The organism is Kitasatospora sp. NPDC054939, assembly GCF_053610105.1.
The window spans coordinates 37,971-59,266 of the sequence record NZ_JBSGXP010000003.1 but is presented as its reverse complement, the minus strand read 5'-3'; the positions used below and the strand labels follow the sequence as shown (position 1 = coordinate 59,266).

Here is a 21,296-nt window from a genome sequence, read left to right as displayed (position 1 = left end):
CCCATCTGCCACTAGATGCCACTCGCGCGACCCTCCGGGCGCCGCTGATCACCTGGACAGCGAATGACCTACACACTGCAGTGCAGCCCGACCGTGGCGGCGGTCTGGGACTCGCTTCCGCAGCCCGTGTCTGAGCGGCTCGCCATTGCGATCGCCCGTGCTTGCGACGATCCGATCGGGGAGACGGAGGTGTGGGGGGTTGATGACGGGGTTGCCCGGATGCTCGTGCTCGCAGACGTCCTTGCCGCGGTCTATCTGGACCACTCAACGAAGTCACTGCACATCTACCAGATCGACTACATCGGCTGACCGTTGAGCAATGTCGCGCCCCACCCTGGGATGTCTGGGGGTGGGGCGTAGCTGTGTTCAGCGGATGTGGTTGATGAACGCCTTCGCGCCGTCGTGGAAGGTGATCGTAGCGCCGTGCCCGACGACGGGCGGGGTCGGCTGGGCCGAGTAGATCTCGACCGCGGCGATCTCGCCCGGGTCTGCGGCCAGTAGCGCTGCGACCAATGCGTGCTCGACCGTGGCCGGGCTGTCCAGTTGCTTCGGGGCCTCCGGCCCGGCCGGCTTCTCGCCCAACGTCGGCTCCGGATCGGGATGGTCACCCCACTTCTCATCCCTGGCGCGCATGGCGGTGATCTGCCAGCGGCTGGTGCGCCCTCCAGCCTCAACGGCGACGCCAAAGGGGCGCTGGGTGTCGCCGGTGTCGGCAAGGGTCTTTGCTGCGACACCGGACAGGCTGCCGGCGGCATCGAGCAGGAGCTGCTGGAAACGGGCAGGGCGCATGAACGTTCCTTCGATCTTGGGGGAGCAGTTCCAACGCTACATCGACCGGTGTGGGGGCAGACGGAGGCGCGGTCCGACCATACAGAGAGCATTGCTACATATCAAGAAACCCTGTATGGTTTCCCCATGCCTCCTCACCCGATCGGTACCCGCTGCGCCGTGCACAGGTCGTACCGCCTCACGTGCGAGGACTGCGACAGCCTCTGGGAGCGTGCCGGGGGCGCGTGCGAAGTCTGCGGAACGACCGGCAACCTCGTGATCGACCATGACCACCGATACGGTCGGGCCGCTGTGCGAGGTCTGCTCTGCAACCGGTGCAACCAGAACCTTGGCGTCTACGACCGGCTGCTGCCGTTCCCGGCGGTGATGAACCACAACCCGAGCCACTCGTTCCGCGACTACTACGAGCGCGCATGGTTCGTCGGGAATGCCCGCGACGAGCCGACCGCGAGAAAGGTCCACCGGACGCCCGCCGCGGTCTGGCAGGACATCGTCTACTACCGGCGGGCAGTGTCGGCCCTCATGAACAGCAGGTCCACTGATCTCCTCCTGCCGCTGAGTAGCCCGCGCGAGACTGCTCACGCCCTTCGCGAGCACATGAGCCCTCAGGGCTTCGCGATTCTCGTGCGACTCCTCATCAAGATGCGCGAGACCCCTAAGCGGGAGAAGTAGTAGAGCTGCTAAGCAAAACGGCCGGACGGCGCCAACCGTCCGACCGCTGTTCGACCAGCGAGTTAGCAGCTCGCTGACCAGTGACCACTCCACGTCCATGAAAGAGGCAGGTCAATGAACCACTGTACGCCCACCGTCAAGGCGAGCACCCCGGCGGTGGCCCGATGATCGCCGTCACCGTCTCCCGCCCGACCGAGAACGCCGCTATCGGCCTGGCCTTCCGCCGGCCGACTTCCGCCTCCCAGCCGAGTCTGCTGCTGCGCCTGTCGAACTGGGCGCTGAGCCGCGGTGACCGCGAGGGCGCCCGCCTGTTCGCGCACCGCTACCTGCGCGCGGTGAACAGCGACCGGGTGGGGGAGTGATCGCCGTGCAGACGACCGCTACCGCTCCGCGGATCACCGCTGGCCTCGTTGCCGTCCACCTGCCCGACGGCGGGCCCGCGATGCGATCGACCTGGATCGAGCCGGACGCCGTGATCGTCGGCTACGACCCGCGGGTCCTCGACGAGGACCTGGTCCGCACGATCCTCCAGTCCGTCCACAGCGACAGCATCGTGATCGTCGCGGGGGTGCCCGAGTGAGCCTCATCCAGCGCCTCCACGCCAGCAAGCCCGGCGCCCCCTCCCAGATCGCCGCCACGGCCGCTGACGCCCGCAAGCTCGGGTTCCGCAACGTCGAGACGCACTACGAGCCGGCCACACGCGAGCACACCGTGACCGGTGACCTGCCGCCGGAGAAGGCGCAGCGCACGCTCGACCGGATCCTCGGCCGCTGAACCACCCCCTGGGCCGCCCCGCGACGGGGCGGCCCTCGTTCACCCTCACCTTCACGTTCAGCTGGAGAAGCCGTGTACCTGCGTACCCCCGGCACCGCACAGGCGGTGCGCTGATGGGGATCAGACTGATGGTCGAGGTGCTGGACCACTGGCAGGACGCCGGCCTGACTGCGGGAGAGCGTTCGGACCTGCTCGTCGTTGCGGAGAATGCCAACGAGGTGACCCGGGAGACTGTCGGGCCGATGCACGAGCCGTACCTGCTCAAGCGGGCGGGGAAGACGTCGCCGGCGGCGTGGCGGAACGCGCTCGGGAAGTTGATGAAGAAGGGCGTGTTGGAGTACGCCGTTCACGACGGTCGGCAGATGTCCGGGTTCCCGGGGCGGTGGGCGGTGTACCGGCTTGCCGAGATGTGCGCGGAGGGGCCGCACGATGGTTTGCACGGGCAGTGCACCCGGTCGGAGAGGGTCACCTCTGAGGTGACCCAATCGGGGTCGGAGGAGCTGGAATCGGGTCACCCCACAGGTGACCCAATCGGTGAAACGGGTCACCTGACAGGTGACCCGATCGAGGGAACGGGTCACCTCTCAGGTGCGAACGGGTCACCTGACAGGTGCGAACGGGTCACCTCTCAGGTGACCCCTAACCCTCCTATCCCTCAATACCCCTCCTCCTCCCGTCCCCCCACCCGGCAGACCCGACCCGCCGTCCCTCCGGACGACCTGGAGGAGGAGGACTCGAACCAGAACATCAACCGCGCCAGACTCCTCCTCGCCCGGCTGCCGGACCCCTGGACCCTCGGCCCGCTCGACGCCCGAGCCCTCGCCCCCCGGCTCGCCGCCGCAGCGCACCGCCTCGGCTGGAAGCTCGACGACCAACTCGTCAACGAGCTCTGCACGAACCCGGGCGGCATGACCAATCCGGTCGAAGTGCTCGCCAAGCGCCGGATTCCGAACCTCCGACCGTACGCCGAAGTCCACGGCTGCCGCGGCAGCCTCCCGCCGGCCTGCCAGCCCTGCCTCGACCGCAACCCCTTCGCCGCCCACAACCGCCGCTGGCGCACCCACAACGGCCGGCCCTGCCCCGACTGCCACCCCGACGCCCGCGCCGCGGCCTGACCCCGGGAGACCCCAGTGACCATGCACCTCGTCAAGCCCCACCCCGACCAGCCCGACAACCACGACGCCGACGACATTCCCGACGGCGGGCCCAGCAACCTGTGGGCCGAGGAAGCCACCGTCGGCGGCATGATGTTCGACCGCGACAAGGTCGGCGACGTGTGCACCGTCCTCAAGCCTCGCGACTACCTGAGGCCCGCCCACGAGGCGATCCACTTGGCGATCGTCCGGCTGTTCACCCGCGGCGAGCCGACCGACCCGATCGCCGTGGCCGCCGAGCTCACCAAGGCCGGCGACCTGGCGCGGTGCGGCGGGCCCGGCTACCTGCACAAGCTGCTGCAGACCGCCAGCACCGCCCTGGACCCCGTGTACTGCGCCGGGATCGTCCACGAGCAGGCCGTTCTGCGGCGCCTGGTCGAGGCGGGTACCCGGATCGCGGCGATGGGCCGGGCCGGCGAGGGCGAGGTCCAGGAGATCGTCGACGCGGCGCAGTCCGAGCTGTTCGCCGTCGCTGACGAGCACGCCGACGAGGACATGGTCCTGCTCGCGGACAGCATGGAGGGGCACCTGGACGAGCTCGAAGCCCGCCGCGACACCAGCGGGAAGCTCGTCGGCGTTCCGACCGGGTTCACGGACCTCGACAAGCTCACCGGCGGGCTGCGCCCCGGCCAGATGATCGTTGTCGCGGCGCGGCCGGGTATGGGTAAGTCGACGCTGGCGCTGGACGTCGCCCGGGCCGCGGCGATCCGGCACGGCATCCACACGGTGATCTTCAGTCTGGAGATGAACCGAAGCGAGATCACCGACCGGCTCCTGTCTGCCGAAGCCCGAGTCCTCCTCGACCACATCCGCTCGGGTGAGCTCACCGACGACGACTGGACGCGGATCGCCCGCCACCTCCCGGCGATCACTGAGGCGCCGCTGTACATCGACGCGTCGTCGAACCTCACCGGTATGGACATCCGCACCAAGTCCCGCCGGCTCGCCGCGCGGCACAAGCTCGGCCTGATCGTCGTGGACTACCTGCAGCTGATGCAGTCCGGTGGCGGGAAGGCCGAGAACCGGCAGCTGGAAGTCTCGGAGATCTCCCGCGGGTTGAAGACGCTGGCGAAGGAGCTGAACGTGCCGGTGATCGCACTGTCACAGCTGAACCGTGGTCCCGAGCAGCGCACCGACAAGCGGCCGGTGGTGTCGGACCTGCGTGAGTCGGGGTCGATCGAGCAGGACGCGGACATGGTGATCCTGCTGCACCGTGAGGACGCGTACGAGAAGGAGTCGGAGCGGGCCGGCGAGGTCGACGTGATCGTCGGTAAGCACCGGAACGGGCCGACGTGCACGATCACGGTCGCGAACCAGCTCCACTACTCGCACTTCGTGGACATGGCCGCCGAGCACTGACCTGCCGTCACATCTGTCGCGGGGGTACCCGTGTGCCCCCGCGGCTGGAACAATCCACCACACACCCCCGCAAAGGAGACCCGCATGGGACTCGCCCTCCACACCGACCCCTACGCCGACCAGGCCGTCGCCCGCCTCCACGCCCTGTGGGACAACACGCACCGGCACCGCTTCGAGACGCCCGCCGCCCGGATCGCCGGCAGCCCCGAGGACCAGCGCACCCCCGAAGGCCGGCCCAACCCGCTGTGGGAGATCGTCCGGCTCATGCCCGCCGAAACCTCGTGGCGGTACGGCACGCTGGAGCCCGAGCTGTCGACCTGGTCGATCAACCGGCAGCGGGCCCTCGACGACGACCCGCGGCGCGGTGACCTGTCCTCCCGCTACGCCTGGTCGATCATCACGCCGGGCGACGTCGACTGGATCGTCGAACAGCTCGCCGGTCGGTCGGTTGTGGAGATCGGCGCGGGCACCGGGTACTGGGCGTGGCAGCTGCAGCAGGCCGGCGTCGACGTCGCCGCGTACGATCCGAACCCTCCCGCGGCGGGCAACGAGTACTGCAAGCACGGCCCGTACGCCGACGTCCAGCAGGGTGGCGCCGAGGCCGTGCGCGCGCACCAGGACCGGGCGCTGCTCATGGTCTGGCCCCCGTACGGCGGCCAGCACGCCGAGGAGACACTGCGCGCGTACGACGGCGGCCTGCTGATCTACGCGGGGGAGGGCTACGGCGGCTGTACCGCGGACGACGGGTTCTACGAGCTGCTGCACGCGGAGTGGGACGAGGTGTCGGTCGCGCCGCGGCACGTGTCGTGGTCGGGCATCAACTGCTCGCTGTCCGCCTGGCGCCGGAAGGAGGGCTGACCGATGCCGAAGCGCTCCCCGCGGGAGCGGATCGAGCGGGCGTTCCACGTCAGCTTCATGCTCCCCGACCAGGCCGGCGACCTCCTCGACGACTACGCCGAACAGGTCCGGTACACGGTGCTCACCGAAGCCGCGGAGATGCTCCGCAATGCCGACGTCTCTCCGAACGAGACCGACGGCGTGGACGCCGCGGCCGACCTCCTCCTCGCCGCCCGCACCCGGAAGGAGACCTGACCAATGATCCGCAGTGACAAGTTCCGCATCTCCGACAAACCGTTCGCCATCGACCTCGCCACCATCACCGCCAAGCAAGGCCCGCAAGGCGACCGCTGGTACCTCGGCGGCGGGGCCAACGCCCTCTGGTTCCGGCGCAAGGACGGCACCACCCGAGCCTGCATCGGCACGCTCGGCCTGTGGCGCCACCACATGGTCGACCAGATCGACATCACCGACCAGCAGGCGATCCTCACCGCCGACCTCGACGGCCGGTACGGGGGCGACTGCCACGGCCGGTGGGACGGCGCCCGGTACTGGGGCGCCCAGGAACCGAAGGTGATGGAGGAGCACCTCGCCGTCCTGCAGCCGATGCTCGCAAACTACCCGGCGGTCCCGGACGGCTACGACGGATGGTGGCGGTTCTGATGGCCTTCAACGCTGGTGACGAGGTTCTGATCGTGTCCTGCGTCGACGACCCCCGCGCTGCGGGGCGTACCGGCCGGATCGTCGACGAGGTCCCGCCCGGCCCGCTGACCGACTACCGGTGGACTGTCAACCAGATCGGCTGGCTCATAGGCTCGGTCCTCTGCCATGGCAGCGAGCTGGAGCTGAACCGCCCCGGCGCGTAGCACCTCCCCACCCCGAACGACCCGAAGGAGCACCATCATGGGCTGGGCCTCAGCCACCGGCATCTTCAACCCCGTCGCGCAGGCACTCATCGACTCCGGCGCCACCGACGAGCTCAAGACCCGCGTCCTCGGCGAGCTGATCGGCAAGCTCCTCGACGGCGACTGGGACACCGAGCACGAGTCCCTCAACGAGTTCAAGGGCGACCCGGCGATTGTCGCGGCGTTCCGCCTCCACGGCGTCCACCTGACGTGCGAAGCCGAGACGGACACCGCCTCGTGCGAGCTGGAGGCCGGCCACGTCGGCGACCACCTCGACTACCAGGGCAACGTGATTCACGTGCCAGCGAGTCACGCGGCCACGCTCCGGCCGGACAGTGACGGCTCCGACACGATCCTGTGGCAGGTCCACTGTCCGCGCTGCGCCGACGCGGGCGTGGAGCGCGGCTTGCCGGGCGAGGATGAGCAGCCGGCTCGGGCGGATGCCGATCCGGGGCGGGCCCGGGACGTGTGGGTGGACATGTACTGCGCCGCGGGCCACGTGTTCCACGTGATCGTGGCGAACCGCAAGGGCGCGGAGTTCATCGGGATCGTGCCCTGACACGACAGCGCCCCGACGTGGTGTGACAACGTCGGGGCGCCGCAGTGGGAGGCTGCCGGTCTTCGCCGCAGACGCTACGCCCTGGCGATCACCGAGTCCAGAGGTGTCGGGGCTTGTATCACACCATCAGCAGCCCGTGGCCGACCTGGCTGGGCGCGGGTAGCGTCCGCCTGGCCCGAACCGGGCGCTACTACTTGGAGGTTGAGACATGGACATCGCAATCACACGAGCGAACGTGACCGGAGTTCTTCTGGCCGACGGATGGCACGACGTCCAGCACGGCTCGTTCGACCTGGGCCCGCGGAAGTTCATCGCAGACCAGCCCAAGCCCCTCGACAAGCTGCTCGCCTTCGATGCCGGCATGGGGTTCACGTTCAAGGACCAGAACGGGCGCATGATCGAGGGCCCGCTCGCGTCGGTGCTGGCCACCCGTTCCTGAGCAGTACTGCGCCCCGCCGCACTTGGGAGCGGCGGGGCGTAGTCGTGGTGTCCGGCGGGCAATTCCGGCACCGCGGGGTCCGGTCGCCAACGAGCCTGGCGTCCGGCTGGCCCCCCTGGCGGGGACGCTACGCTTCCGGAACCGGATCGTCCAGATCCTGCGCAGCACCTTTCCCGCCCTTGCCGGCCCGACCCGCCCGAACGCGACAGCGCCCCGACGTGGTGTGGTCACGTCGGGGCGCAGCGCTGTGGCCGGCTGGCGCGCCGCCACCGTGCTCCTCAGGCGTTGGAACGCTACGCCCGCGGAACTCGATCGTCCAGATCCCGCGCAGACTTCACTGCCGCGGCGGCTGCTGACCCCACCCCGGACGCGGCGTCTGCCCCTGCGCCGGGAACTGCCCCGTCCCGCCCCAAGAACCGGCCTGTGGCGGCCCGTAACCACCCGGTTGGACTGGATGTCCGGGGAAGGGCTGCGGGGCCGCGTACGGGCCGCCTGCAGGCTGCGTCATCGTGGTGGTCTTCGTCTTGCGGCCCATCGCCGCCGCGATCGGCCACCCAGTGATGGCCCACAGCCCGCACGTACACACCGTCAGCAGGACGTGCAGGCCATGGTTCGCACCCCGCTTCGTCACCTGCGTCTGCTGCTGCGGACCCGGCGGAGGACCGTACGGGGGAGGGAAGTTCGGCTGTGACAACGCGCTGCTCCTCGGCTCCGAGAGAACGGACGCGCCGAGCCTCCCAATCGCGTGAGCGCCCCGTGGCCGAAGTGATGAACCTGTGACGCGCGATCACGCCAGCAGCGCAGACTCCCGCGCCTCCAACTCCTCCGGCTGCAACTGGCAGTCCCGCCACACCGCGAACCAGCGCCGCCACTCCCGCAACTGCGCCCCACGGTCCCACCACGTCCCGCCCTCCATCACCGGACCCGCCTCCACGGACACCACCCCCGGCCCCGCATTGCACGCCGGATGCTCCAGCCAGATCGCCAGATGCTCCGCATACATCGACTCCGGAAGCCCGAACGGCAGCCACTCCACCTCCGTCCGCGCCACCGCCGGCCACCAGCCGAACCACTTCGCGTGATCCCGAAAACGTCGCTCCGGATCCAAGCTCGTGCCGATGTACAGCAGCCACCCGTCCGCGTCGAAGCACCGGTACAACCCTGTCGGGCCCGCCGCGGCACGCCGGCGCCGAGCCTCAAGCTGAACCTCCCAGCACGGCCGGCACCGCCCGCCCGGCCAGATGTACCGGGCGCGGCTACCGCACTCGCGGCACTCCCCGGGCCCCTGCGAACTGGGCAGCTCCATCGGTCAGAACGGCGCCGGGCCGCTGCCGATGACCGCGATGCCCGTCGAGCCGGCCTGAAGGTTGGTGGCGACGACGTTGCCCTCGCGGCCGTCGGGGAGGCACAGCACGATCTGACTGGCCTGGAACACGGCCCACGCGTCGCCGTCGGTGTCCACGTCGATCGTGCCGCTCCACGCCCGGAAGCCGCCGGAGTCGTACGAGTTCAGGTCGACGTAGGCGGGGGCCTGGATGTCGCCCGCGATGATCTCCGCGGGCCCGCTGTAGCTGCTCATGAGCGGAGCCTAGGCCCGGGCGCTGACAGACGGGGCGCAGCGGGGGAGGAGTCCGCGAAGTCTTCCGGTCTGCCGGAACTCCTGGCTACAATCGCGGCCACGTCCGCCGCGCGTCCCACCCCGCGTCAGACAGCGGGGCCTTCCCCGTGAAACGAGATTCCGCTACGCTGCCCGCGTCGCACGCGGCCCATGATCCGCGACAACAATGCAGGCCCCGCAGCCCACCTGGCTCGGGGCCTTTCCCATGCCCACAGAAGGCCTCACCCCCACAGCGGGGTGGGGCCTTCTCGCGTTCCAGGGAGACCCGTTGCCCCACTGCCCCCGCCTCGCCGGCCACTGCACCCAGACCGGCGACCACTGGATCCACCACGGCACCCTCCACGCCGTACCTGCCCCGCACCAGGTCGGCGGCACCCCGATCGTCGACGTGCGCCTGGAGGAGTACGAAGACGGCGTGCCGCTCCTCGTCCTCGGCTGGGGAGGCGACACCGCCAGCCTCAGCGCCGGCCAGGCCCTCAAGCTGGCCGGCCGTCTCGTCGGCTTCGCCGGCCGCCTGATCGTCGAGGCCGCACGCCTCGTGAAGGCCCGCCGCACCGCCTGAACCCGCCGTCCCCCTGCGAGCCCCGACCGCACCGCGGCCGGGGCTTCTTCATGCCCGCACACCGAAGGCCCCGCCGCTGCCCGGCGGGGCCTTCGCCGTACCTGGAGGTCAGCCATGCGCACGTACAACTGCCCGGCCCTCGGAGGCCACTGCGTCACCGACACGTACTGGTACCACCAGACCGAACCCGTCCCGCTGCCCCTCGCGGACGGACGCGAGGGGCTCCTGTGGGTGGCACAGGCCGAGGCTGCCCCCGCCCGTGTCTACCTTCAGGCCGAGCCGGCGGGTGCGGTGACGGTCCTCTCAGGTGTTGCCTCGCTGGGCCAGCTGCTCGGTGAGGGCCTTGATGGCCTCGTCCGGGCCGCCGGCCTGTTCTACGAGTTCGCCGAGTTCGGCGGGTACGACGGCGGCCTGGCGCTTGCCGCGGCTGGTGAGGAAGTAAGTGCGGCGCAGCAGGCGGACCGAGGCGAGTAGTTCGGAGATGTTCGCGCGGGCCACGGCGATGGGCTGGTCTGCAGTGTTGGAGTCCATGGCGTCGATGTTAGCAATCCGCCTTGATGTACATAAGGACGCGATGTACCGTTGATGGGTCGAGCCGCCCCGACCCTCGGAGGTCCCCATGGCGCAGCGCACCTGGCCCACCCGCGACGAATGGGCCGCCAAAGCCGAGTACTCCGTCCGTACTGCCTGCCTCCCCAGCGAGCGCGTCAGCAACAAGCCGGCCGACTGGCTCACCGAAGCCGAGCTCGCCGAGGCCCGCACCCTCATCCCCGTGATCCTCAAGGCCGCCCGCGCCGGCCTCAACCGCGAGATCAAGAACTTGCGCACCCAGCTCGGCGACATCCCGAAGGGCGCCGCCTACTACGGCTGGTACGAGAACCTCACCGGCGACCAGAAGACGCTCGCCAACCAGCACGACAGCCTCGCCAGCCACCGCCGCCAGCTGAACCACAGCGCCAGGCGCGCACTCGACGCCTACGCCACCGTCAGCGAGCTGCTGTTCGACTGGGGCCGGGTCGGCGCGGCCGCTGTCCAAGTGGGCGCAGCTGACGAGCAGACCGACCGGCTCGACAAGCTGCAGCACGTGCTTGCCGAACGGCGTGACACCGCCGCCCAGGCCGCCCTGCGCGAAGCCATCGACCGGACCGTCGCCCGCCGCAACAGCGACGAAGGCTGGGCCGCCGAACTCGAACGCCGAGCCGAAATCGACGCCGGCCCCCGCATCATCCGCCACCCCGCCTAAGGAGCAGCAGTGAACCCCGACGACATCCCCGCCGCCGTCACCCAACTCGTCTACACCGACCCGACCGGCATCGTCCTCAGCCAGAACCAAGCCGCCGCATACCTCGCCCACTACTGGCCGGCCATCAAGGCGCACATCCTCCGCGAAGCCGCCACCCAGCAACGCCAAGCCGCAGACCGACTGCCCGAACACCTCGCCGCGGCCCGACCCCTGATCGGCACGGTCGCCGACCTGATCGACCCCGACGCGCTCTACTGGTTCAAGCCGGCCCGCATCCGTGACGCCGCCACCGACCTCCTGCAGCCGGAGGTGGAGCAGTGATCTACGACGGCAGCCTCCCGCCCGCCGACGGCCGCGACTACTACTGGAGCACCCACGCCAACCAGTGGGAACTCGCCGACACCGAACCCGACCACTCCGACTGCATCCACCCCCACCGCACCGCCGACGGCTACACCGACTGCGACGGCCGACCCCTCTGAGGAGCAGCAGTGACCGAACCGAGAACCCACAACTACGGCCCCGGCCACCGCACCTGGGGCCACGACTACTCCATCACCCAGACCATCGACGGCGGCCAGCGACTCAAAGTCTCCGGCTGGGGCCCCATCGGCGGCCACATCCGGCAGGGCGACTACCTCCTCCTCCAGAAGGACCGCGACCGCGACACCCGCTACCAGGTCACCGAGATCCGGTACGACCTCGACCCGAACGACATGTGGCACGCCACCCTCGACTTCGCGCCCCGCCAGGCCAGCAAGGAGCCGCAGTGATCACCGGTCGGGTCCGGCACGCCATCGACCTCCACGCCCACCCCGACCAGCCGCCCACCGCCACCATCGACTTCACCTCCCACGACATCGGCCACACCCAAGGCACCACCCTCAGCCACAACGGCACCGTCATCGCCCAGTACCTGCCCGGCACCCGCTACTGGGACCGCGCCCTCGACATCGCCACCCAGAACCTCACCAAGGCCGCCGAACGCACCCTCGCCGGCGGGCAACTGTGGGACGTCGCCAGGTTCACCGAGCACCTTGCCGCGATCCTCGACGAGGACAACTGCACGCCCTGGAACGGCGTCGGCCCCGACGACGAGGAGTGGCAGTGAACGCCTGGGATGACCTTTCGCCGCGGGCCCGCTGGTTCATGGAGAACTTCGACGAGCTCACGATCGCCGAGATGCTCGCGTCCGCCGACCCTGGGGACGGCAAGCACCGGTACCTGTCGACCGGCTGCCTCCACCGCGAGCACGACTACTGCAAGTCGAACACCGGCAGCAACGGCCAGAAGGTCCCCGCAGTGTGCAAATTCTGCCGGGCGCCTTGCGTATGTGCGTGCCACAGAGAGTGACGAGCCTAGGCGCCTGAAGAGCCCTGCCGCCCGACGCGGCAGGGCTCTCGTCGTTCCCCGCCGCTACCCGGCCGGGTCGCGCTGATGCGGTACCTGATACCAGCCATGCCGCGCTGCGCCCTCGTGCAGCCATGCCGTGGCGAACTCGCGGAACAGGTCCTCCGGGTGCTCGCCGAACGGCAGGCCCATGATGGCGAGGAGCCGGCCGCCCGTGGTGGGGCCGGTGTCGCAGTGTCGGCAGAGGTGGAGGTCGAAGCCGTCGCCGATGGCGACGTGGGCGGTGAGGACGAGGGTGGTGCCGCAGGTGGGGCAGGGTTCGGCGCCGGGGGTGACGGTCACGGTGAGGTCGGTCATGCGGGCTCCTCCGTGGTGGGGGTGGCTCATGATCGACCGGCCGGGTTGCGGAGTCAAGAGTTCCGGCGCTGCCCGACCACCTGCCCCGCCAACACCGCCTCCCCGCCCGCCGTCCGACTGTTCAACGCCTGACTTGCAACGGCAGGGAACGCCTCCACCTGCGACTCCAAGCGTCCCGCCAGTCGGCGATGCCTGAACGGCTCCGGCGGGTCCGGAACGCCCGACTCGTCATCGTCGACGTGCCCGGCCCTGGCGGACGTGCGGACGAACTCTTCGGCAAGCTGCAGCATGGCCCGAGACGCGGTGACGATGGGCGCCGGCCCTTCTATCGCCACATGCTGCGCAGCGTGCCGAAGATCTATGGTGTCGATGAACAGCTGTGCGCGAAGGGGATCTGCCCACTCGGAGTTCAAGACCTGCCTGCGTTCGAAGGCGTTCACCGCCGCCTGGTCCAGTTCCTCCGCCGGTACCGCGATCCGGGCCGCGGCAGCAGCGAAGTCCTGCGCTGCATTGAGGAACCGCTCGTACACCTGCCGTTGCGCCGTGCGCTGTGCAACGTCCATGGGCGCGAGGTACGTGCTGCGGGCCGTGGCAAGTGCGGCCTCCACGGCCCGTCGGGCCTGCACCCGGGCCGCCCCGAGGGCGAACGAGCCGGCAACCAGGCCGCCGACAAGACCGCCGGCCGCGCCGATCGCGGCGCTGATGAGTTCAGAGTTCACCGGAGGATGGTGGCAGTGGCGCGGGGCGGGCGTCCCGGGTTCCGGCGGATTGGCCCCCATCCGCGCATTCGAACGTACGTGCGACTAGCCTGGGAGTCGTGACCACCCTCCACCCCACCTGGTGCGACCCCCACCACTGCACTGTCGCCGACCACCCCACCGGACGCGGCGGCGGCGCCCACCGCTCCCGACTCGGCAGCCCGCCGGCCAGCAACGCCTCGACGACGCCGAACCACTCGCCTGGCTCCTCGCCGAGTACAACCCGTCCCCCACCACGCGAAAGCGCCCGGCTATGGTGGCCGGGCGCAGCAAGACGATCACAACTCGGGCAACCCGTAGCCGGACAAGTCCGCGATCACGTTCTCCACCCGCTTGGGAAGCGGCGGAGCAGGCTCACCCACCGACGGCAGCAGACCCTGCCCGCTCAGGTACTCCGCCCGCTCCTCCTCCGACGCCCCGTCCCACCACGCGTCGAAGCCGTTCACGGCACCATCCCGTGGCACCGACACCACTCCGGACACGACCCGTCCGGCAGCCGGTCCGACTCACCCGCATACCCGGTGCCGTCATCCGGTTGCCCCTGCTGAGCGACGGCAGGACGCAGATGCACCTCACCCGCCGGAAGGCTGCCGTCCGGCACCAGGGGGAACCCGAAGAACTCCCCAACCTGCCCGGCCGCGAACCCGCCCCGATCCGCCGGCCCGCTGAAGAACTGCGTCTTCAGCCGGCCGAGAGTCACCGGCTCCGCGGCAACCTCCTCCACCGGGCCCGTCGTCACCACCCGGAACCCGGCCTCCCCATCGCGGGCGGACTCCTGCCGGAGACCAGGACTGACCTGCTCGCCGCACTGGCAGAACAAGGCCAGGCCCGACCCGGGGCGGTGTCCGAGCTTCTTCGGGTCCCGGTGCTCGCAGACGAACGCCGCACCGACCTGAGGCAGCGCCCGGTCAACCTGCCGGGCAAAGCTCGCGGCCACCTCCACTGCATGCCTGCGCAGCAACTCGTCCACGACGGACCGAGACCCGTTGCCGCTCTTCATTCCCCACTGGGCGAGCAGGTTCAGCAGCATCGACCGGGCGTCCTGGCCCTGGTGGTTGGGGGCGGGCTCGACCGGGGGCACCTCGGCCTTGGCGAGCCGAATCTCGACGTCCGCCGGGGTGTCGCCATCGAGGGCGCGGATCGTCGGGCACGGCCACGGGTGGTCGTCGCAGGAGTCGAGCCCCTCGGGGTCGCAGCCGATGCACCACTGGCCGGAGCAGTCGGCGTTGCCGCATGGCGCCGGACGGTGGAGCGTCCGGACGGCGGCGATGCGGGCCGAGCAGATCGCCGACTCGTTGCGCCAGCCCTCCACGGCCCCTTCGCACTCTGCCGTCACGGCGGCGAGTCGGGCCTCGGCGGTCTCGGAGCGCTGCTTGAGCGCGGCTTCGTCGAAGGCGCGCCGACGCCACTTCGCGAGCTCGTCCTCGGCGATGCTCAATGCGTTACGCGCGTCGGTGAGCTGTCGGGCGAGTTGCTGCTGGTAGGTCTCCTGCTCGGGGATCATGCTGCACTCCTGACGGGGCCGAGGTGGAGCTGGCCTGTGCGGTGGGCGCGGACGATGGCGTTCGGGTTGGTGGGGGCGCCGAGCTTGCGGCGGATGGACGCGAAGCGGGACGCGACGCCGTCGTAGGTGAGGCCGAGTTCGGCGGCGATCTCGGCCATGGTGGAGCCGTCGGCGTAGAGGGCGAGGGTGTCGACCTCGGCGGGGGTGAGGGGCTGGTCGGGGCGGGCGGTGACGGGCATCTACCGCTCCTTCGTGCTGGTGGTCTGGTAGGCGTGGACGATGGCGTCGAAGTCGGCGTCCCAGTCGGCCTGCGTGGGCCGGGGCCGGGGCACGTAGACGGCGGTCCGGCGGCCGATGCGGTGGAGCCACCACACGGACAGCACCGCGGCCGGGCCGCAGGTGGCGAGGAGGGTCCAGGGGTTCACGTCCGGTCTCCTTCGGGCTGGTCTCCGCGTCCGGCGGCGCGGCACAGGGCGAGGGCGGTGAGGGCGGAGGCGGCGACCAGCAGGCCGCCGCCCACGACCAGCAGGACAGTCACCCGCCGTCCTGTCCGAGGACCGCGCGGGCCACCGCGAGCGCCTGGTCATGCGTGTTGATGCCCCACGAGAGCTTGAAGCCCGCGGGTGCGACCTCCGCCTTGGCGGTCTCGCAGGCGGTCCAGATCTCGGCCTCACGCTCCAGCCAGGCGGCGACAGCGAGGCCGACGCCGGGGTGCATCAGGGCGATGTATGCGGCGGTGTCGCGGCGTTCCTCGGGGAGGTCGGCGCCGGGCTGGGGCGACCAGTTCCTGCCGGTCCGGGGGTTGGCGGGGCCGACGCGGAGGAAGCCGTTCGCTTGGTGGACGGTCCACGGGCCGGGGTCGCCGTAGAGGGTCGCGGCGGCCCGGAGCTTGCGGGCGGCGGCGGTGAGCAGGTCGGCGGGCTGGTCGGGCATCGGGTTCTCCTCGGGGTGGGGCCGGCCGCCCGGGGAGGAGCGGCCGGCCGGGCGTGGTCAGCTCTGGTCGGCGATCAGGTGCCAGGCGGGGCCCGGGTGGTCGGCGTAGTCGAGTTCGAGGCAGGCGTGGCGCAGGCGCGCGTCTCGTTCGGCCTGCCCAACCGGGTCGAAGGGGGTGACGATCACCGTCTCGCCCATGTCCGCGTTGAAGTAGTCCGTGCAGAGGTAGGTGGTGTCGCAGTCGTAGGGGCCCTCGCTGGCGTGGCCGACACCCTCGTGGTGTTCGAGGATGGCGTCGCGCAGTTCCTCGCCCTGCCATCCGGCGGCGTCGTGGGTGTCGGGGAGGGGGACGCCGTACAGCAGGACGGCGCTGTTGTAGATGCCCATGGCGGGTGCTCCTGGGGGTTGGGGCCGCCGGGTGGTCCGGCGGCCGAGCGGGGCGTCAGGCGCGGGCGGGCTCTATGGCCTCGCCGGTCAGGGCCTCGACGGCCATGGCGACCAGGTCCCGAGCGACGTTCGGGGTGACGGCGTTGCCGACCATCTCGACCCACTGGCGCTTTGTCGGGGGCTTGCCGGCCGTCTCGCCGATGAACACGTAGTCGTCGGGGAACTCCATGGCGCGGGCGTATTCGTGCGGCTCGATCATGCGGAACCGGCAGTCCTCGACCGCGGCAACCCGGCCGCCAACGAGGAGGGAGTGCCGCTCGACGGTGGTGACGGTGGCCATCGGCTCGGCGGCGAGCTGGGCCTTGCCGTTGCTGTAGTACGGGACGAGCAGGTCCGGTGCGGTGACGAGTCCGTGGTGGTTGCCGCCAGCGGTGACGGTGGACATCGGGGCGGCGGCCGAGCGGTGGGAGGATCCGCCGCCGCGCAGCTCGACCATGTACGGCGGCACGGCGAGGCCGGTCTCGTTGCGGGTGGTGACGGTCCGCAGAAGCCGGTCGGCCGGGTCGGCGGTCTTGCCTTCGCGGCCTTCGGTGGGCACGAGGAGGGGGCGGGAGAACTTGGCGAAGCCGTCGCGGATGCGGCGCATGGTGTTGGCCTTCAGCGGGCGGCTGCGGTCGCCGATGATCTGGGCGGGCAGCGTCCAGTCGATGGCGTCGGCCGCGGAGCGGACGGCCGGCTCGACGACGGCGTTGCGGCACTCGACGCGGGGGCACCGGTACAGGTACTGGCCGGTCTTGCCGTAGACGCCCCACGGCCGGTCGGGGCTGGACATCTTGGTGTGCTTCCAGGCCTGGATGAGCTGGACGCGCCCGTGCATCGGGCAGTCGCCGTACGGGCGGAGCCACTTCTCGAAGTCCGGTGCGCGGTGTCCCTTGCGCCAGAACTTGACGTACATGCGGGGCCGGCGGGAGCGACTGCCGGGACCGTAGGCCTGGGCGTGGGCGCTGTCGAGGTAGATGATGCGGTGCTCGTAGCCCCAGGAGCGCATGACCGCGAGCCAGGCGTCGAAGGTGCCGCCGGGCATGTCGTCCGGCCCCCACCAGCGGGCGTCGGGCACGTTCTCGACGATGATGATCGGGTAGCGGTGGGCCTCGGCGAAGCGGGGAACGTCCCACATGGTCGCGCGGGAGCGGATCGCGGCCTCGTCGGTGCCGTCGGCGGCGAACAGGCCGTCGTTGTACTCGCCGTGGCCGCGGCGGCGGCCCTTAGCCCGGGAGTGGTTGGTGCACTCGGGGCTGGCCCACAGGATGTCGGTGGCGGGGTATCGGCCGGGGACGACCTGGGAGATGTCGGCGCAGTCGTGGTCGGCGTCGGGGTGGTTGGCCTGGTGGGTGTTGACGGCCTTGCGGGCGTGGTTGGCGGCCATGCGGACCTGGACGCCGGGGATCTGGACGGCGCCGGTGGAGGAGCCTCCGCCGCCGCAGAACAGGTCAGTCATGGTGATCATCGAGGGCTCCTGGATCAGCTGGTCTGGGTGCGGGCGGGGCAGGACGGGTAGTGGCCGGGGTGGACGTACGTGACGCAGCCGCAGCCGCCGGGGCTGGGCGTGGTGCGGGCGGCGATCTCGGCCTCGACCACGGCCAGCACGGCGTTGGTGATCCAGTCGGCCCACTCGCCGATTCGCTCCCGGCCGGGCTCGTCGTACAGCTCGGCGTCCTGGAGGCCGATGAGCATGGTCGGGCGGATTGCTGCGTCGATGCGCTGGCGGAGGGGCTGCTGGCTGGTCACCGGCCCTCCCCCGCGGCGAGGAGGTCGAGCTGGGTGCCCAACGCCACCGCGGCCGGCGGTTCGACCCGCTCGGGGTCCCACTCGATCTCGGCGTTCTCCCAGTTCATTTCGAGCATGTCGCCGAGCGAGAGCATGCTCCACAGGGCCTGGCCGAAGAGCTCCCTGCTCATCCGGCCGTCGGGGTGGAGGGTGCAGTCCTGGGGCTCGTAGCCGTCCTTGTGAACGCGGAAGCGTCGGGGCTCGGCAGGCAGTTCGATGGGCAGGGCGGGGTGCATCAGGCGGCGTCCTTCTCGGCGAGGCGGGCGTTCTGGTTGAGGAGCGTGGCGACGGTGCTCTCGTCGACGCAGAGTGCGGCGACCAGGGCCGGCACGTCGACGCGGGCGTGGGCGATGAAGCGGGCGTTGGCGGCCCCGTGGTCGGGCAGGTCGACGTTGCACGTCTCGCCGATCCACGTGGGATCGGGGAGGCAGTCGTCGGGGGTGCCCTGGTAGATCTCGTGGCTGTCGGCGGTCCACGGGCCGGGGGTGGCCGCGTCAGCGCGGGCCTTGATGGCGTCGAGGTCGAGCGGGGCGGCGGGCTGGGTCATCACGACTCCTCGTTGGTGGACGCGTGGTTGGTGATCGTCGGGTAGAGGTCCGGGAAGCTCAGGCAGGCGTCCACCACGGCGGTCAGGGCCTGCCGGTCGCCGGGGTAGGCCAGGTCGTGGTGCCGGATGCCCTGCACCCAGCCCATGACGGCCGCCTCCCTGACCAGCAGGCGCTCGCGGTTGGTGAGGCCGGAGAGGACCCCGGCGACGGCACGGGCGCGGTAGTCCTCCCGCTGGGCGAAGTAGTCGACGAGGGCATCGGGGAGGCCGACGCCGGCGTCCTGGGGCTGGCTCATCGGGTGGTCTCCTCGGTGCGCGGGTCGACGTGCTCCAGGGAGATGCCGCCCGCGTAGCCGTCGACTAGGACGACCGGCTCGCCGTGGCCGAGGGCCCAGGCCCGGCTGCGGGTGCGGGTCTGGAGGCGCTTCGACTTGAACTCGGCGAAGGCGGGGTGCTCGGGGCGGAGGCCGGGGTAGGCGGTGACGGGGGTGCCGGGCGGGTAGCGGTCGTTCCACTGCTCGGCGGTCAGGGGCTGGGGCTGGGTCATGGCGGGTCCTCAGGCGGTCGGGGCGGAGGTGGTGTGGCCGGCGAGTGCGGCGGCGACGATCTCGCTCCGAACCCGGCGGAGGTCAGCGAGGGCGTCAAGCCACAACTCGGCGGTGGCCGCGTCCTTGGGATCGGCGTCATGCGCCGCCCGGCACTCGGCGGCCCACAACTCGGCCTGCGCCAGCAAGGTCGAAGCGCTCATCAGGGGTCCCCTCGCGGGTCTAGTGGTAGGCGTACGCGCGGTACTCGGCCGCGTCCTCGTCGAGCTGCGCCCGGCACTCCGGGCACTCGCCGTCGCCGTCGAACTCGGCGTCGTGCGGGCAGCCGGCCAGCATCCCGGCGGCAATGCGGTCGATCAGGTCGAGCGTGTCCGGGTGAACCCGGCGTTCCGTCGGCGGGACGAACTCGGCGAGCAGCCGGTCCTCCAACTCCGCCCGGCGCAGTCGGGCCACCTTCAGCGCCCCAGCGGCCAGCTGCGCGTACTCGGACCAAGCGCCCCCGTACCGGGCCAGATCCCACTTGCGGTAGGCGATCTCCCGGTCCGTCTCGTCGACCTGGGCGAGAAGCCCGGAGACCTCCGGGTCGATCCACCTGCCGGTGCCCGGGTTGATGGTGCGGATCGCGGCCGGCGTGATGTCGGCGACGGTGAGGGCGATACCGGTGAGGATGATCCGATCGGTGACGGTCATTGGCTGGTCCGTTCTGTGCAGGTGCTGCTCGGACGGGAAGATCAGGCGGCGAGGGTGAGGCGCAGCGCGGCGGCCTTGTACTCGGCCTTGCGGGGCCGGTAGGTGGCGGCGATGAGGGCGACCTGCGCGGCGGTGTACCGGTAGACAGGGCCGACGCGGTCGGCGGTGACGCGGGCGATGCGGGTCTGCACCTTGCCGAGGAGGCCGGCCTTACGGAGCTCGCGGGCGGTCTTGCGGAGCGCGGCGGTGACGCCCTTGGCGGCGGCGGCGTCGGTGGTGGCCTTGCGGACGTGGGTGGCGATGGTGCGCTTCTGGTTGGCGCGGGTCCGGTTGCGGAGGGTCTGGCGGGCGGTGCGGGTGCGGGCGTTCATGAGGGCAACCCCATCGGCTACTTGGTTCGGCCTGGCGCCGCTCCTTGTAGATACAAAGCTACGCGTCTTGTATCTACAAAGCAAGGGGTTCGGCTGGAGTCTTGTATCTACATAGGGCCACCCGCCCCGTTGCCCCTTGTAGATACACGCCGGTACCCTGTCACCATGCCCAAAACAAGCAGCGACTACGAGAAGCCCAAGGCCATCCGCATCCCCACAGAAGACGAATGGGACCCCTTCGGCGACGCCACCAAAGCCGTACACCCCAACGGGCGCAGCCCCCGTACAGCCGTGATCCGCGAGTTCATGCGCTGGTACATGCGACGCCCCGGTGCCAAGCTCCCCACCCGCCCCGACGCCGGCCCCTGGTCCACCCCGAAGACCGACCAGGAACAGCCCGCCACCGACTGACCCACACCGCCCCGCCAGCCGCCGGCCCACGCCGCGCGGCCATTCGCGCTGCCCGCTCACGACTTCACCACCCGAACGTCGATCCCGGCAGCCCGCGCCAGGCGCACGCAGCTCCACGTCCCCCGCGACCCCGCCGTCGGGAACGCGAGCACCCGGTCAGCCCCCGCCCCGACCATCCGCGCATTCCGCCGCGGACCAGCACCCGGACAGAAGTCCGCCACCAGACCAGACCCCGGGTGATGCGCATCGCCAGGCCGGCGCAGCACCCGATGCGGACCCGACGGACACTCCCACCCGCACGAATCCCAATCCGCCCGGTACGGGAACTCCTCGGCCCGTAGCGGCCCGACCCGCCGCACCCACTCCGACGCCCACGCATCCGCACCCGACGGACACGCCCCGTGCGCCACCAGCAGTCGGCCACCGGACGCCGCCAGTGCTTCCTCGTTCAGCGCCCCGAACACCGCCGCCGGCGACGCCAACGACCGGCTACCCGTCACGATCACGACCCGGTTCCGCGCCGTCACGGCCGCACCCCCGTCGCGCCGCACCGGATGCACGAGAATCCGGTCGGCGGTACCCCGTGGCACGTCCCACACGCCGGCACAGCAGGCCCGTCACCCGCAGCCACCAGCACCAACTCAGGCGCCCACCCCAACCACACCAACAGATTCGCCAGCAGATGCGCATCCGGCATCCCACCCC

At 70.8% G+C, this 21,296-nt stretch carries 42 protein-coding genes; 21 read left to right on the top strand and 21 right to left on the bottom strand.

What is annotated here, in order from left to right; genetic code table 11:
• The first annotated feature begins 63 nt into the window (after nucleotides 1-63).
• Nucleotides 64-309: a hypothetical protein gene (locus ACWGB8_RS01820; protein ID WP_452209216.1), complete on the top strand. Its 246-nt coding sequence runs from the start codon at nucleotides 64-66 to the stop codon at nucleotides 307-309.
• 57 nt (nucleotides 310-366) lie between these two features.
• On the opposite strand, the gene ACWGB8_RS01815 is transcribed toward ACWGB8_RS01820, so the two are convergent.
• Nucleotides 367-789 (bottom strand): hypothetical protein, encoded by a 423-nt coding sequence (locus tag ACWGB8_RS01815; protein WP_452209214.1) that lies wholly within the window; start codon nucleotides 787-789, stop codon nucleotides 367-369.
• 126 nt (nucleotides 790-915) lie between these two features.
• Here ACWGB8_RS01815 and ACWGB8_RS01810 point away from each other — a divergent pair, with 126 nt between their 5' ends.
• The 12 genes from ACWGB8_RS01810 to ACWGB8_RS01755 all read left to right on the top strand — a co-directional run bounded on the left by ACWGB8_RS01810 (nucleotide 916) and on the right by ACWGB8_RS01755 (nucleotide 7,488).
• Nucleotides 916-1,461 carry an endonuclease domain-containing protein gene (locus tag ACWGB8_RS01810; protein ID WP_452209212.1) on the top strand — a complete coding sequence of 182 codons (546 nt, stop codon included), beginning with the start codon at nucleotides 916-918 and terminating at the stop codon, nucleotides 1,459-1,461.
• A gap of 164 nt (nucleotides 1,462-1,625) precedes the next feature.
• The gene (locus tag ACWGB8_RS01805) at nucleotides 1,626-1,823 is read left to right on the top strand and encodes a hypothetical protein (RefSeq protein ID WP_452209210.1); all 198 of its coding nucleotides are present in this window, start codon (nucleotides 1,626-1,628) and stop codon (nucleotides 1,821-1,823) included.
• Nucleotides 1,824-1,828: 5 nt separating this feature from the next.
• Nucleotides 1,829-2,041, top strand: coding sequence for a hypothetical protein (locus ACWGB8_RS01800; RefSeq protein WP_452209209.1), 213 nt, complete (start codon nucleotides 1,829-1,831; stop codon nucleotides 2,039-2,041).
• Nucleotides 2,038-2,235: a hypothetical protein gene (locus ACWGB8_RS01795; RefSeq protein WP_452209207.1), complete on the top strand. Its 198-nt coding sequence runs from the start codon at nucleotides 2,038-2,040 to the stop codon at nucleotides 2,233-2,235. Before ACWGB8_RS01800 ends, ACWGB8_RS01795 begins: the two co-directional genes overlap by 4 nt.
• 632 nt (nucleotides 2,236-2,867) lie before the next feature.
• Nucleotides 2,868-3,350 (top strand): hypothetical protein, encoded by a 483-nt coding sequence (locus ACWGB8_RS01790; protein ID WP_452209205.1) that lies wholly within the window; start codon nucleotides 2,868-2,870, stop codon nucleotides 3,348-3,350.
• Nucleotides 3,351-3,371: 21 nt separating this feature from the next.
• A complete protein-coding gene (gene dnaB, locus ACWGB8_RS01785) occupies nucleotides 3,372-4,748 on the top strand; it encodes a replicative DNA helicase (protein ID WP_452209386.1) in 1,377 nt (458 codons plus the stop codon).
• Between the two features lie 84 nt (nucleotides 4,749-4,832).
• On the top strand, nucleotides 4,833-5,606 hold the full coding sequence (locus ACWGB8_RS01780; protein WP_452209203.1) for a hypothetical protein: 774 nt from the start codon (nucleotides 4,833-4,835) through the stop codon (nucleotides 5,604-5,606).
• A gap of 3 nt (nucleotides 5,607-5,609) precedes the next feature.
• Nucleotides 5,610-5,840: a hypothetical protein gene (locus ACWGB8_RS01775; RefSeq protein ID WP_452209201.1), complete on the top strand. Its 231-nt coding sequence runs from the start codon at nucleotides 5,610-5,612 to the stop codon at nucleotides 5,838-5,840.
• 3 nt (nucleotides 5,841-5,843) lie between these two features.
• Nucleotides 5,844-6,248 (top strand): hypothetical protein, encoded by a 405-nt coding sequence (locus ACWGB8_RS01770; protein ID WP_452209199.1) that lies wholly within the window; start codon nucleotides 5,844-5,846, stop codon nucleotides 6,246-6,248.
• Nucleotides 6,248-6,451: a hypothetical protein gene (locus ACWGB8_RS01765; protein WP_452209197.1), complete on the top strand. Its 204-nt coding sequence runs from the start codon at nucleotides 6,248-6,250 to the stop codon at nucleotides 6,449-6,451. Before ACWGB8_RS01770 ends, ACWGB8_RS01765 begins: the two co-directional genes overlap by 1 nt.
• Before the next feature lie 37 nt (nucleotides 6,452-6,488).
• Nucleotides 6,489-7,049: a hypothetical protein gene (locus tag ACWGB8_RS01760; protein WP_452209195.1), complete on the top strand. Its 561-nt coding sequence runs from the start codon at nucleotides 6,489-6,491 to the stop codon at nucleotides 7,047-7,049.
• 208 nt (nucleotides 7,050-7,257) lie between these two features.
• The gene (locus ACWGB8_RS01755; RefSeq protein ID WP_452209193.1) at nucleotides 7,258-7,488 is read left to right on the top strand and encodes a hypothetical protein; all 231 of its coding nucleotides are present in this window, start codon (nucleotides 7,258-7,260) and stop codon (nucleotides 7,486-7,488) included.
• A gap of 787 nt (nucleotides 7,489-8,275) precedes the next feature.
• On the opposite strand, the gene ACWGB8_RS01750 is transcribed toward ACWGB8_RS01755, so the two are convergent.
• Together ACWGB8_RS01750 and ACWGB8_RS01745 are read right to left on the bottom strand one after the other, a co-directional pair.
• Nucleotides 8,276-8,596: a hypothetical protein gene (locus tag ACWGB8_RS01750; protein ID WP_452209192.1), complete on the bottom strand. Its 321-nt coding sequence runs from the start codon at nucleotides 8,594-8,596 to the stop codon at nucleotides 8,276-8,278.
• 201 nt (nucleotides 8,597-8,797) lie between these two features.
• Nucleotides 8,798-9,067: a hypothetical protein gene (locus tag ACWGB8_RS01745; RefSeq protein ID WP_452209190.1), complete on the bottom strand. Its 270-nt coding sequence runs from the start codon at nucleotides 9,065-9,067 to the stop codon at nucleotides 8,798-8,800.
• Between the two features lie 307 nt (nucleotides 9,068-9,374).
• Between ACWGB8_RS01745 and ACWGB8_RS01740 the strand changes: the two genes are divergently transcribed.
• Complete coding sequence (locus ACWGB8_RS01740; protein ID WP_452209188.1) at nucleotides 9,375-9,668, top strand: DUF6907 domain-containing protein; 294 nt, start codon at nucleotides 9,375-9,377, stop codon at nucleotides 9,666-9,668.
• A 303-nt stretch (nucleotides 9,669-9,971) separates the two neighbouring features.
• Here ACWGB8_RS01740 and ACWGB8_RS01735 read toward each other — a convergent pair whose 3' ends face one another.
• Nucleotides 9,972-10,199 carry a prevent-host-death family protein gene (locus ACWGB8_RS01735; RefSeq protein ID WP_452209187.1) on the bottom strand — a complete coding sequence of 76 codons (228 nt, stop codon included), beginning with the start codon at nucleotides 10,197-10,199 and terminating at the stop codon, nucleotides 9,972-9,974.
• 88 nt (nucleotides 10,200-10,287) lie between these two features.
• Between ACWGB8_RS01735 and ACWGB8_RS01730 the strand changes: the two genes are divergently transcribed.
• Genes ACWGB8_RS01730 through ACWGB8_RS01705 form a run of 6 tightly spaced genes read left to right on the top strand, consistent with a single transcriptional unit; the run spans nucleotide 10,288 to nucleotide 12,264 of the window.
• On the top strand, nucleotides 10,288-10,911 hold the full coding sequence (locus ACWGB8_RS01730) for a hypothetical protein (RefSeq protein ID WP_452209185.1): 624 nt from the start codon (nucleotides 10,288-10,290) through the stop codon (nucleotides 10,909-10,911).
• 9 nt (nucleotides 10,912-10,920) lie between these two features.
• Nucleotides 10,921-11,232 (top strand): hypothetical protein, encoded by a 312-nt coding sequence (locus ACWGB8_RS01725; RefSeq protein WP_452209183.1) that lies wholly within the window; start codon nucleotides 10,921-10,923, stop codon nucleotides 11,230-11,232.
• A complete protein-coding gene (locus ACWGB8_RS01720) occupies nucleotides 11,229-11,393 on the top strand; it encodes a hypothetical protein (protein WP_452209182.1) in 165 nt (54 codons plus the stop codon). The genes ACWGB8_RS01725 and ACWGB8_RS01720 overlap by 4 nt, the downstream gene beginning before the upstream one ends.
• Before the next feature lie 9 nt (nucleotides 11,394-11,402).
• Entirely contained in the window at nucleotides 11,403-11,684 is a 282-nt protein-coding gene (locus ACWGB8_RS01715; protein WP_452209180.1) for a hypothetical protein, read from the top strand.
• Entirely contained in the window at nucleotides 11,681-12,022 is a 342-nt protein-coding gene (locus ACWGB8_RS01710) for a hypothetical protein (protein WP_452209179.1), read from the top strand. The genes ACWGB8_RS01715 and ACWGB8_RS01710 overlap by 4 nt, the downstream gene beginning before the upstream one ends.
• On the top strand, nucleotides 12,019-12,264 hold the full coding sequence (locus tag ACWGB8_RS01705) for a hypothetical protein (protein WP_452209177.1): 246 nt from the start codon (nucleotides 12,019-12,021) through the stop codon (nucleotides 12,262-12,264). The genes ACWGB8_RS01710 and ACWGB8_RS01705 overlap by 4 nt, the downstream gene beginning before the upstream one ends.
• A 63-nt stretch (nucleotides 12,265-12,327) precedes the next feature.
• On the opposite strand, the gene ACWGB8_RS01700 is transcribed toward ACWGB8_RS01705, so the two are convergent.
• The 17 genes from ACWGB8_RS01700 to ACWGB8_RS01620 form a co-directional block, all read right to left on the bottom strand.
• The gene (locus ACWGB8_RS01700; RefSeq protein ID WP_452209175.1) at nucleotides 12,328-12,618 is read right to left on the bottom strand and encodes a hypothetical protein; all 291 of its coding nucleotides are present in this window, start codon (nucleotides 12,616-12,618) and stop codon (nucleotides 12,328-12,330) included.
• Between the two features lie 53 nt (nucleotides 12,619-12,671).
• Nucleotides 12,672-13,337, bottom strand: a complete 666-nt coding sequence (locus tag ACWGB8_RS01695; protein ID WP_452209173.1) for a hypothetical protein — start codon at nucleotides 13,335-13,337, stop codon at nucleotides 12,672-12,674.
• 317 nt (nucleotides 13,338-13,654) lie between these two features.
• Nucleotides 13,655-13,822, bottom strand: coding sequence for a hypothetical protein (locus tag ACWGB8_RS01690; protein WP_452209172.1), 168 nt, complete (start codon nucleotides 13,820-13,822; stop codon nucleotides 13,655-13,657).
• Nucleotides 13,819-14,880 carry a hypothetical protein gene (locus ACWGB8_RS01685; protein ID WP_452209170.1) on the bottom strand — a complete coding sequence of 354 codons (1,062 nt, stop codon included), beginning with the start codon at nucleotides 14,878-14,880 and terminating at the stop codon, nucleotides 13,819-13,821. The genes ACWGB8_RS01690 and ACWGB8_RS01685 overlap by 4 nt, the downstream gene beginning before the upstream one ends.
• Entirely contained in the window at nucleotides 14,877-15,119 is a 243-nt protein-coding gene (locus tag ACWGB8_RS01680) for a response regulator transcription factor (protein ID WP_452209169.1), read from the bottom strand. The genes ACWGB8_RS01685 and ACWGB8_RS01680 overlap by 4 nt, the downstream gene beginning before the upstream one ends.
• Nucleotides 15,120-15,305 carry a hypothetical protein gene (locus ACWGB8_RS01675; RefSeq protein ID WP_452209167.1) on the bottom strand — a complete coding sequence of 62 codons (186 nt, stop codon included), beginning with the start codon at nucleotides 15,303-15,305 and terminating at the stop codon, nucleotides 15,120-15,122.
• Between the two features lie 109 nt (nucleotides 15,306-15,414).
• Entirely contained in the window at nucleotides 15,415-15,813 is a 399-nt protein-coding gene (locus ACWGB8_RS01670; protein WP_452209165.1) for a hypothetical protein, read from the bottom strand.
• 57 nt (nucleotides 15,814-15,870) lie between these two features.
• On the bottom strand, nucleotides 15,871-16,200 hold the full coding sequence (locus ACWGB8_RS01665; RefSeq protein WP_452209163.1) for a hypothetical protein: 330 nt from the start codon (nucleotides 16,198-16,200) through the stop codon (nucleotides 15,871-15,873).
• A gap of 55 nt (nucleotides 16,201-16,255) precedes the next feature.
• Nucleotides 16,256-17,707 carry a DNA cytosine methyltransferase gene (locus ACWGB8_RS01660; RefSeq protein ID WP_452209161.1) on the bottom strand — a complete coding sequence of 484 codons (1,452 nt, stop codon included), beginning with the start codon at nucleotides 17,705-17,707 and terminating at the stop codon, nucleotides 16,256-16,258.
• 14 nt (nucleotides 17,708-17,721) lie between these two features.
• A complete protein-coding gene (locus ACWGB8_RS01655) occupies nucleotides 17,722-17,988 on the bottom strand; it encodes a hypothetical protein (RefSeq protein WP_452209159.1) in 267 nt (88 codons plus the stop codon).
• Entirely contained in the window at nucleotides 17,985-18,263 is a 279-nt protein-coding gene (locus ACWGB8_RS01650) for a hypothetical protein (RefSeq protein ID WP_452209157.1), read from the bottom strand. Before ACWGB8_RS01650 ends, ACWGB8_RS01655 begins: the two co-directional genes overlap by 4 nt.
• On the bottom strand, nucleotides 18,263-18,574 hold the full coding sequence (locus ACWGB8_RS01645; protein ID WP_452209156.1) for a hypothetical protein: 312 nt from the start codon (nucleotides 18,572-18,574) through the stop codon (nucleotides 18,263-18,265). Before ACWGB8_RS01645 ends, ACWGB8_RS01650 begins: the two co-directional genes overlap by 1 nt.
• The gene (locus ACWGB8_RS01640) at nucleotides 18,574-18,870 is read right to left on the bottom strand and encodes a hypothetical protein (protein WP_452209154.1); all 297 of its coding nucleotides are present in this window, start codon (nucleotides 18,868-18,870) and stop codon (nucleotides 18,574-18,576) included. The genes ACWGB8_RS01645 and ACWGB8_RS01640 overlap by 1 nt, the downstream gene beginning before the upstream one ends.
• Entirely contained in the window at nucleotides 18,867-19,121 is a 255-nt protein-coding gene (locus ACWGB8_RS01635; RefSeq protein WP_452209152.1) for a hypothetical protein, read from the bottom strand. The genes ACWGB8_RS01640 and ACWGB8_RS01635 overlap by 4 nt, the downstream gene beginning before the upstream one ends.
• Before the next feature lie 9 nt (nucleotides 19,122-19,130).
• Nucleotides 19,131-19,322: a hypothetical protein gene (locus tag ACWGB8_RS01630; RefSeq protein WP_452209151.1), complete on the bottom strand. Its 192-nt coding sequence runs from the start codon at nucleotides 19,320-19,322 to the stop codon at nucleotides 19,131-19,133.
• 19 nt (nucleotides 19,323-19,341) lie between these two features.
• Nucleotides 19,342-19,809 carry a hypothetical protein gene (locus ACWGB8_RS01625; protein ID WP_452209149.1) on the bottom strand — a complete coding sequence of 156 codons (468 nt, stop codon included), beginning with the start codon at nucleotides 19,807-19,809 and terminating at the stop codon, nucleotides 19,342-19,344.
• Nucleotides 19,810-19,850: 41 nt separating this feature from the next.
• A complete protein-coding gene (locus ACWGB8_RS01620; protein WP_452209147.1) occupies nucleotides 19,851-20,180 on the bottom strand; it encodes a hypothetical protein in 330 nt (109 codons plus the stop codon).
• A 165-nt stretch (nucleotides 20,181-20,345) separates the two neighbouring features.
• Between ACWGB8_RS01620 and ACWGB8_RS01615 the strand changes: the two genes are divergently transcribed.
• On the top strand, nucleotides 20,346-20,591 hold the full coding sequence (locus ACWGB8_RS01615; protein WP_452209146.1) for a hypothetical protein: 246 nt from the start codon (nucleotides 20,346-20,348) through the stop codon (nucleotides 20,589-20,591).
• Nucleotides 20,592-21,296 lie beyond the last annotated feature (705 nt).

Coding starts and splice junctions, on each gene's coding strand:
- ACWGB8_RS01670 (WP_452209165.1), bottom strand. CDS start 15,813: ATGCCCGACCAGCCCGCCGACCTGCTCACCGCCGCCGCCCGCAAGCTC.
- ACWGB8_RS01745 (WP_452209190.1), bottom strand. CDS start 9,067: ATGAGCAGCTACAGCGGGCCCGCGGAGATCATCGCGGGCGACATCCAG.
- ACWGB8_RS01730 (WP_452209185.1), top strand. CDS start 10,288: ATGGCGCAGCGCACCTGGCCCACCCGCGACGAATGGGCCGCCAAAGCC.
- ACWGB8_RS01620 (WP_452209147.1), bottom strand. CDS start 20,180: ATGAACGCCCGCACCCGCACCGCCCGCCAGACCCTCCGCAACCGGACC.
- ACWGB8_RS01735 (WP_452209187.1), bottom strand. CDS start 10,199: ATGGACTCCAACACTGCAGACCAGCCCATCGCCGTGGCCCGCGCGAAC.
- ACWGB8_RS01820 (WP_452209216.1), top strand. CDS start 64: ATGACCTACACACTGCAGTGCAGCCCGACCGTGGCGGCGGTCTGGGAC.
- ACWGB8_RS01685 (WP_452209170.1), bottom strand. CDS start 14,880: ATGATCCCCGAGCAGGAGACCTACCAGCAGCAACTCGCCCGACAGCTC.
- ACWGB8_RS01640 (WP_452209154.1), bottom strand. CDS start 18,870: ATGAGCCAGCCCCAGGACGCCGGCGTCGGCCTCCCCGATGCCCTCGTC.
- ACWGB8_RS01805 (WP_452209210.1), top strand. CDS start 1,626: ATGATCGCCGTCACCGTCTCCCGCCCGACCGAGAACGCCGCTATCGGC.
- ACWGB8_RS01775 (WP_452209201.1), top strand. CDS start 5,610: ATGCCGAAGCGCTCCCCGCGGGAGCGGATCGAGCGGGCGTTCCACGTC.
- ACWGB8_RS01660 (WP_452209161.1), bottom strand. CDS start 17,707: ATGATCACCATGACTGACCTGTTCTGCGGCGGCGGAGGCTCCTCCACC.
- ACWGB8_RS01765 (WP_452209197.1), top strand. CDS start 6,248: ATGGCCTTCAACGCTGGTGACGAGGTTCTGATCGTGTCCTGCGTCGAC.
- ACWGB8_RS01615 (WP_452209146.1), top strand. CDS start 20,346: ATGCCCAAAACAAGCAGCGACTACGAGAAGCCCAAGGCCATCCGCATC.
- ACWGB8_RS01650 (WP_452209157.1), bottom strand. CDS start 18,263: ATGCACCCCGCCCTGCCCATCGAACTGCCTGCCGAGCCCCGACGCTTC.
- ACWGB8_RS01625 (WP_452209149.1), bottom strand. CDS start 19,809: ATGACCGTCACCGATCGGATCATCCTCACCGGTATCGCCCTCACCGTC.
- ACWGB8_RS01755 (WP_452209193.1), top strand. CDS start 7,258: ATGGACATCGCAATCACACGAGCGAACGTGACCGGAGTTCTTCTGGCC.
- ACWGB8_RS01680 (WP_452209169.1), bottom strand. CDS start 15,119: ATGCCCGTCACCGCCCGCCCCGACCAGCCCCTCACCCCCGCCGAGGTC.
- ACWGB8_RS01810 (WP_452209212.1), top strand. CDS start 916: ATGCCTCCTCACCCGATCGGTACCCGCTGCGCCGTGCACAGGTCGTAC.
- ACWGB8_RS01760 (WP_452209195.1), top strand. CDS start 6,489: ATGGGCTGGGCCTCAGCCACCGGCATCTTCAACCCCGTCGCGCAGGCA.
- ACWGB8_RS01635 (WP_452209152.1), bottom strand. CDS start 19,121: ATGACCCAGCCCCAGCCCCTGACCGCCGAGCAGTGGAACGACCGCTAC.
- ACWGB8_RS01780 (WP_452209203.1), top strand. CDS start 4,833: ATGGGACTCGCCCTCCACACCGACCCCTACGCCGACCAGGCCGTCGCC.
- dnaB (WP_452209386.1), top strand. CDS start 3,372: ATGCACCTCGTCAAGCCCCACCCCGACCAGCCCGACAACCACGACGCC.
- ACWGB8_RS01700 (WP_452209175.1), bottom strand. CDS start 12,618: ATGACCGACCTCACCGTGACCGTCACCCCCGGCGCCGAACCCTGCCCC.
- ACWGB8_RS01645 (WP_452209156.1), bottom strand. CDS start 18,574: ATGACCCAGCCCGCCGCCCCGCTCGACCTCGACGCCATCAAGGCCCGC.
- ACWGB8_RS01630 (WP_452209151.1), bottom strand. CDS start 19,322: ATGAGCGCTTCGACCTTGCTGGCGCAGGCCGAGTTGTGGGCCGCCGAG.
- ACWGB8_RS01815 (WP_452209214.1), bottom strand. CDS start 789: ATGCGCCCTGCCCGTTTCCAGCAGCTCCTGCTCGATGCCGCCGGCAGC.
- ACWGB8_RS01665 (WP_452209163.1), bottom strand. CDS start 16,200: ATGGGCATCTACAACAGCGCCGTCCTGCTGTACGGCGTCCCCCTCCCC.
- ACWGB8_RS01770 (WP_452209199.1), top strand. CDS start 5,844: ATGATCCGCAGTGACAAGTTCCGCATCTCCGACAAACCGTTCGCCATC.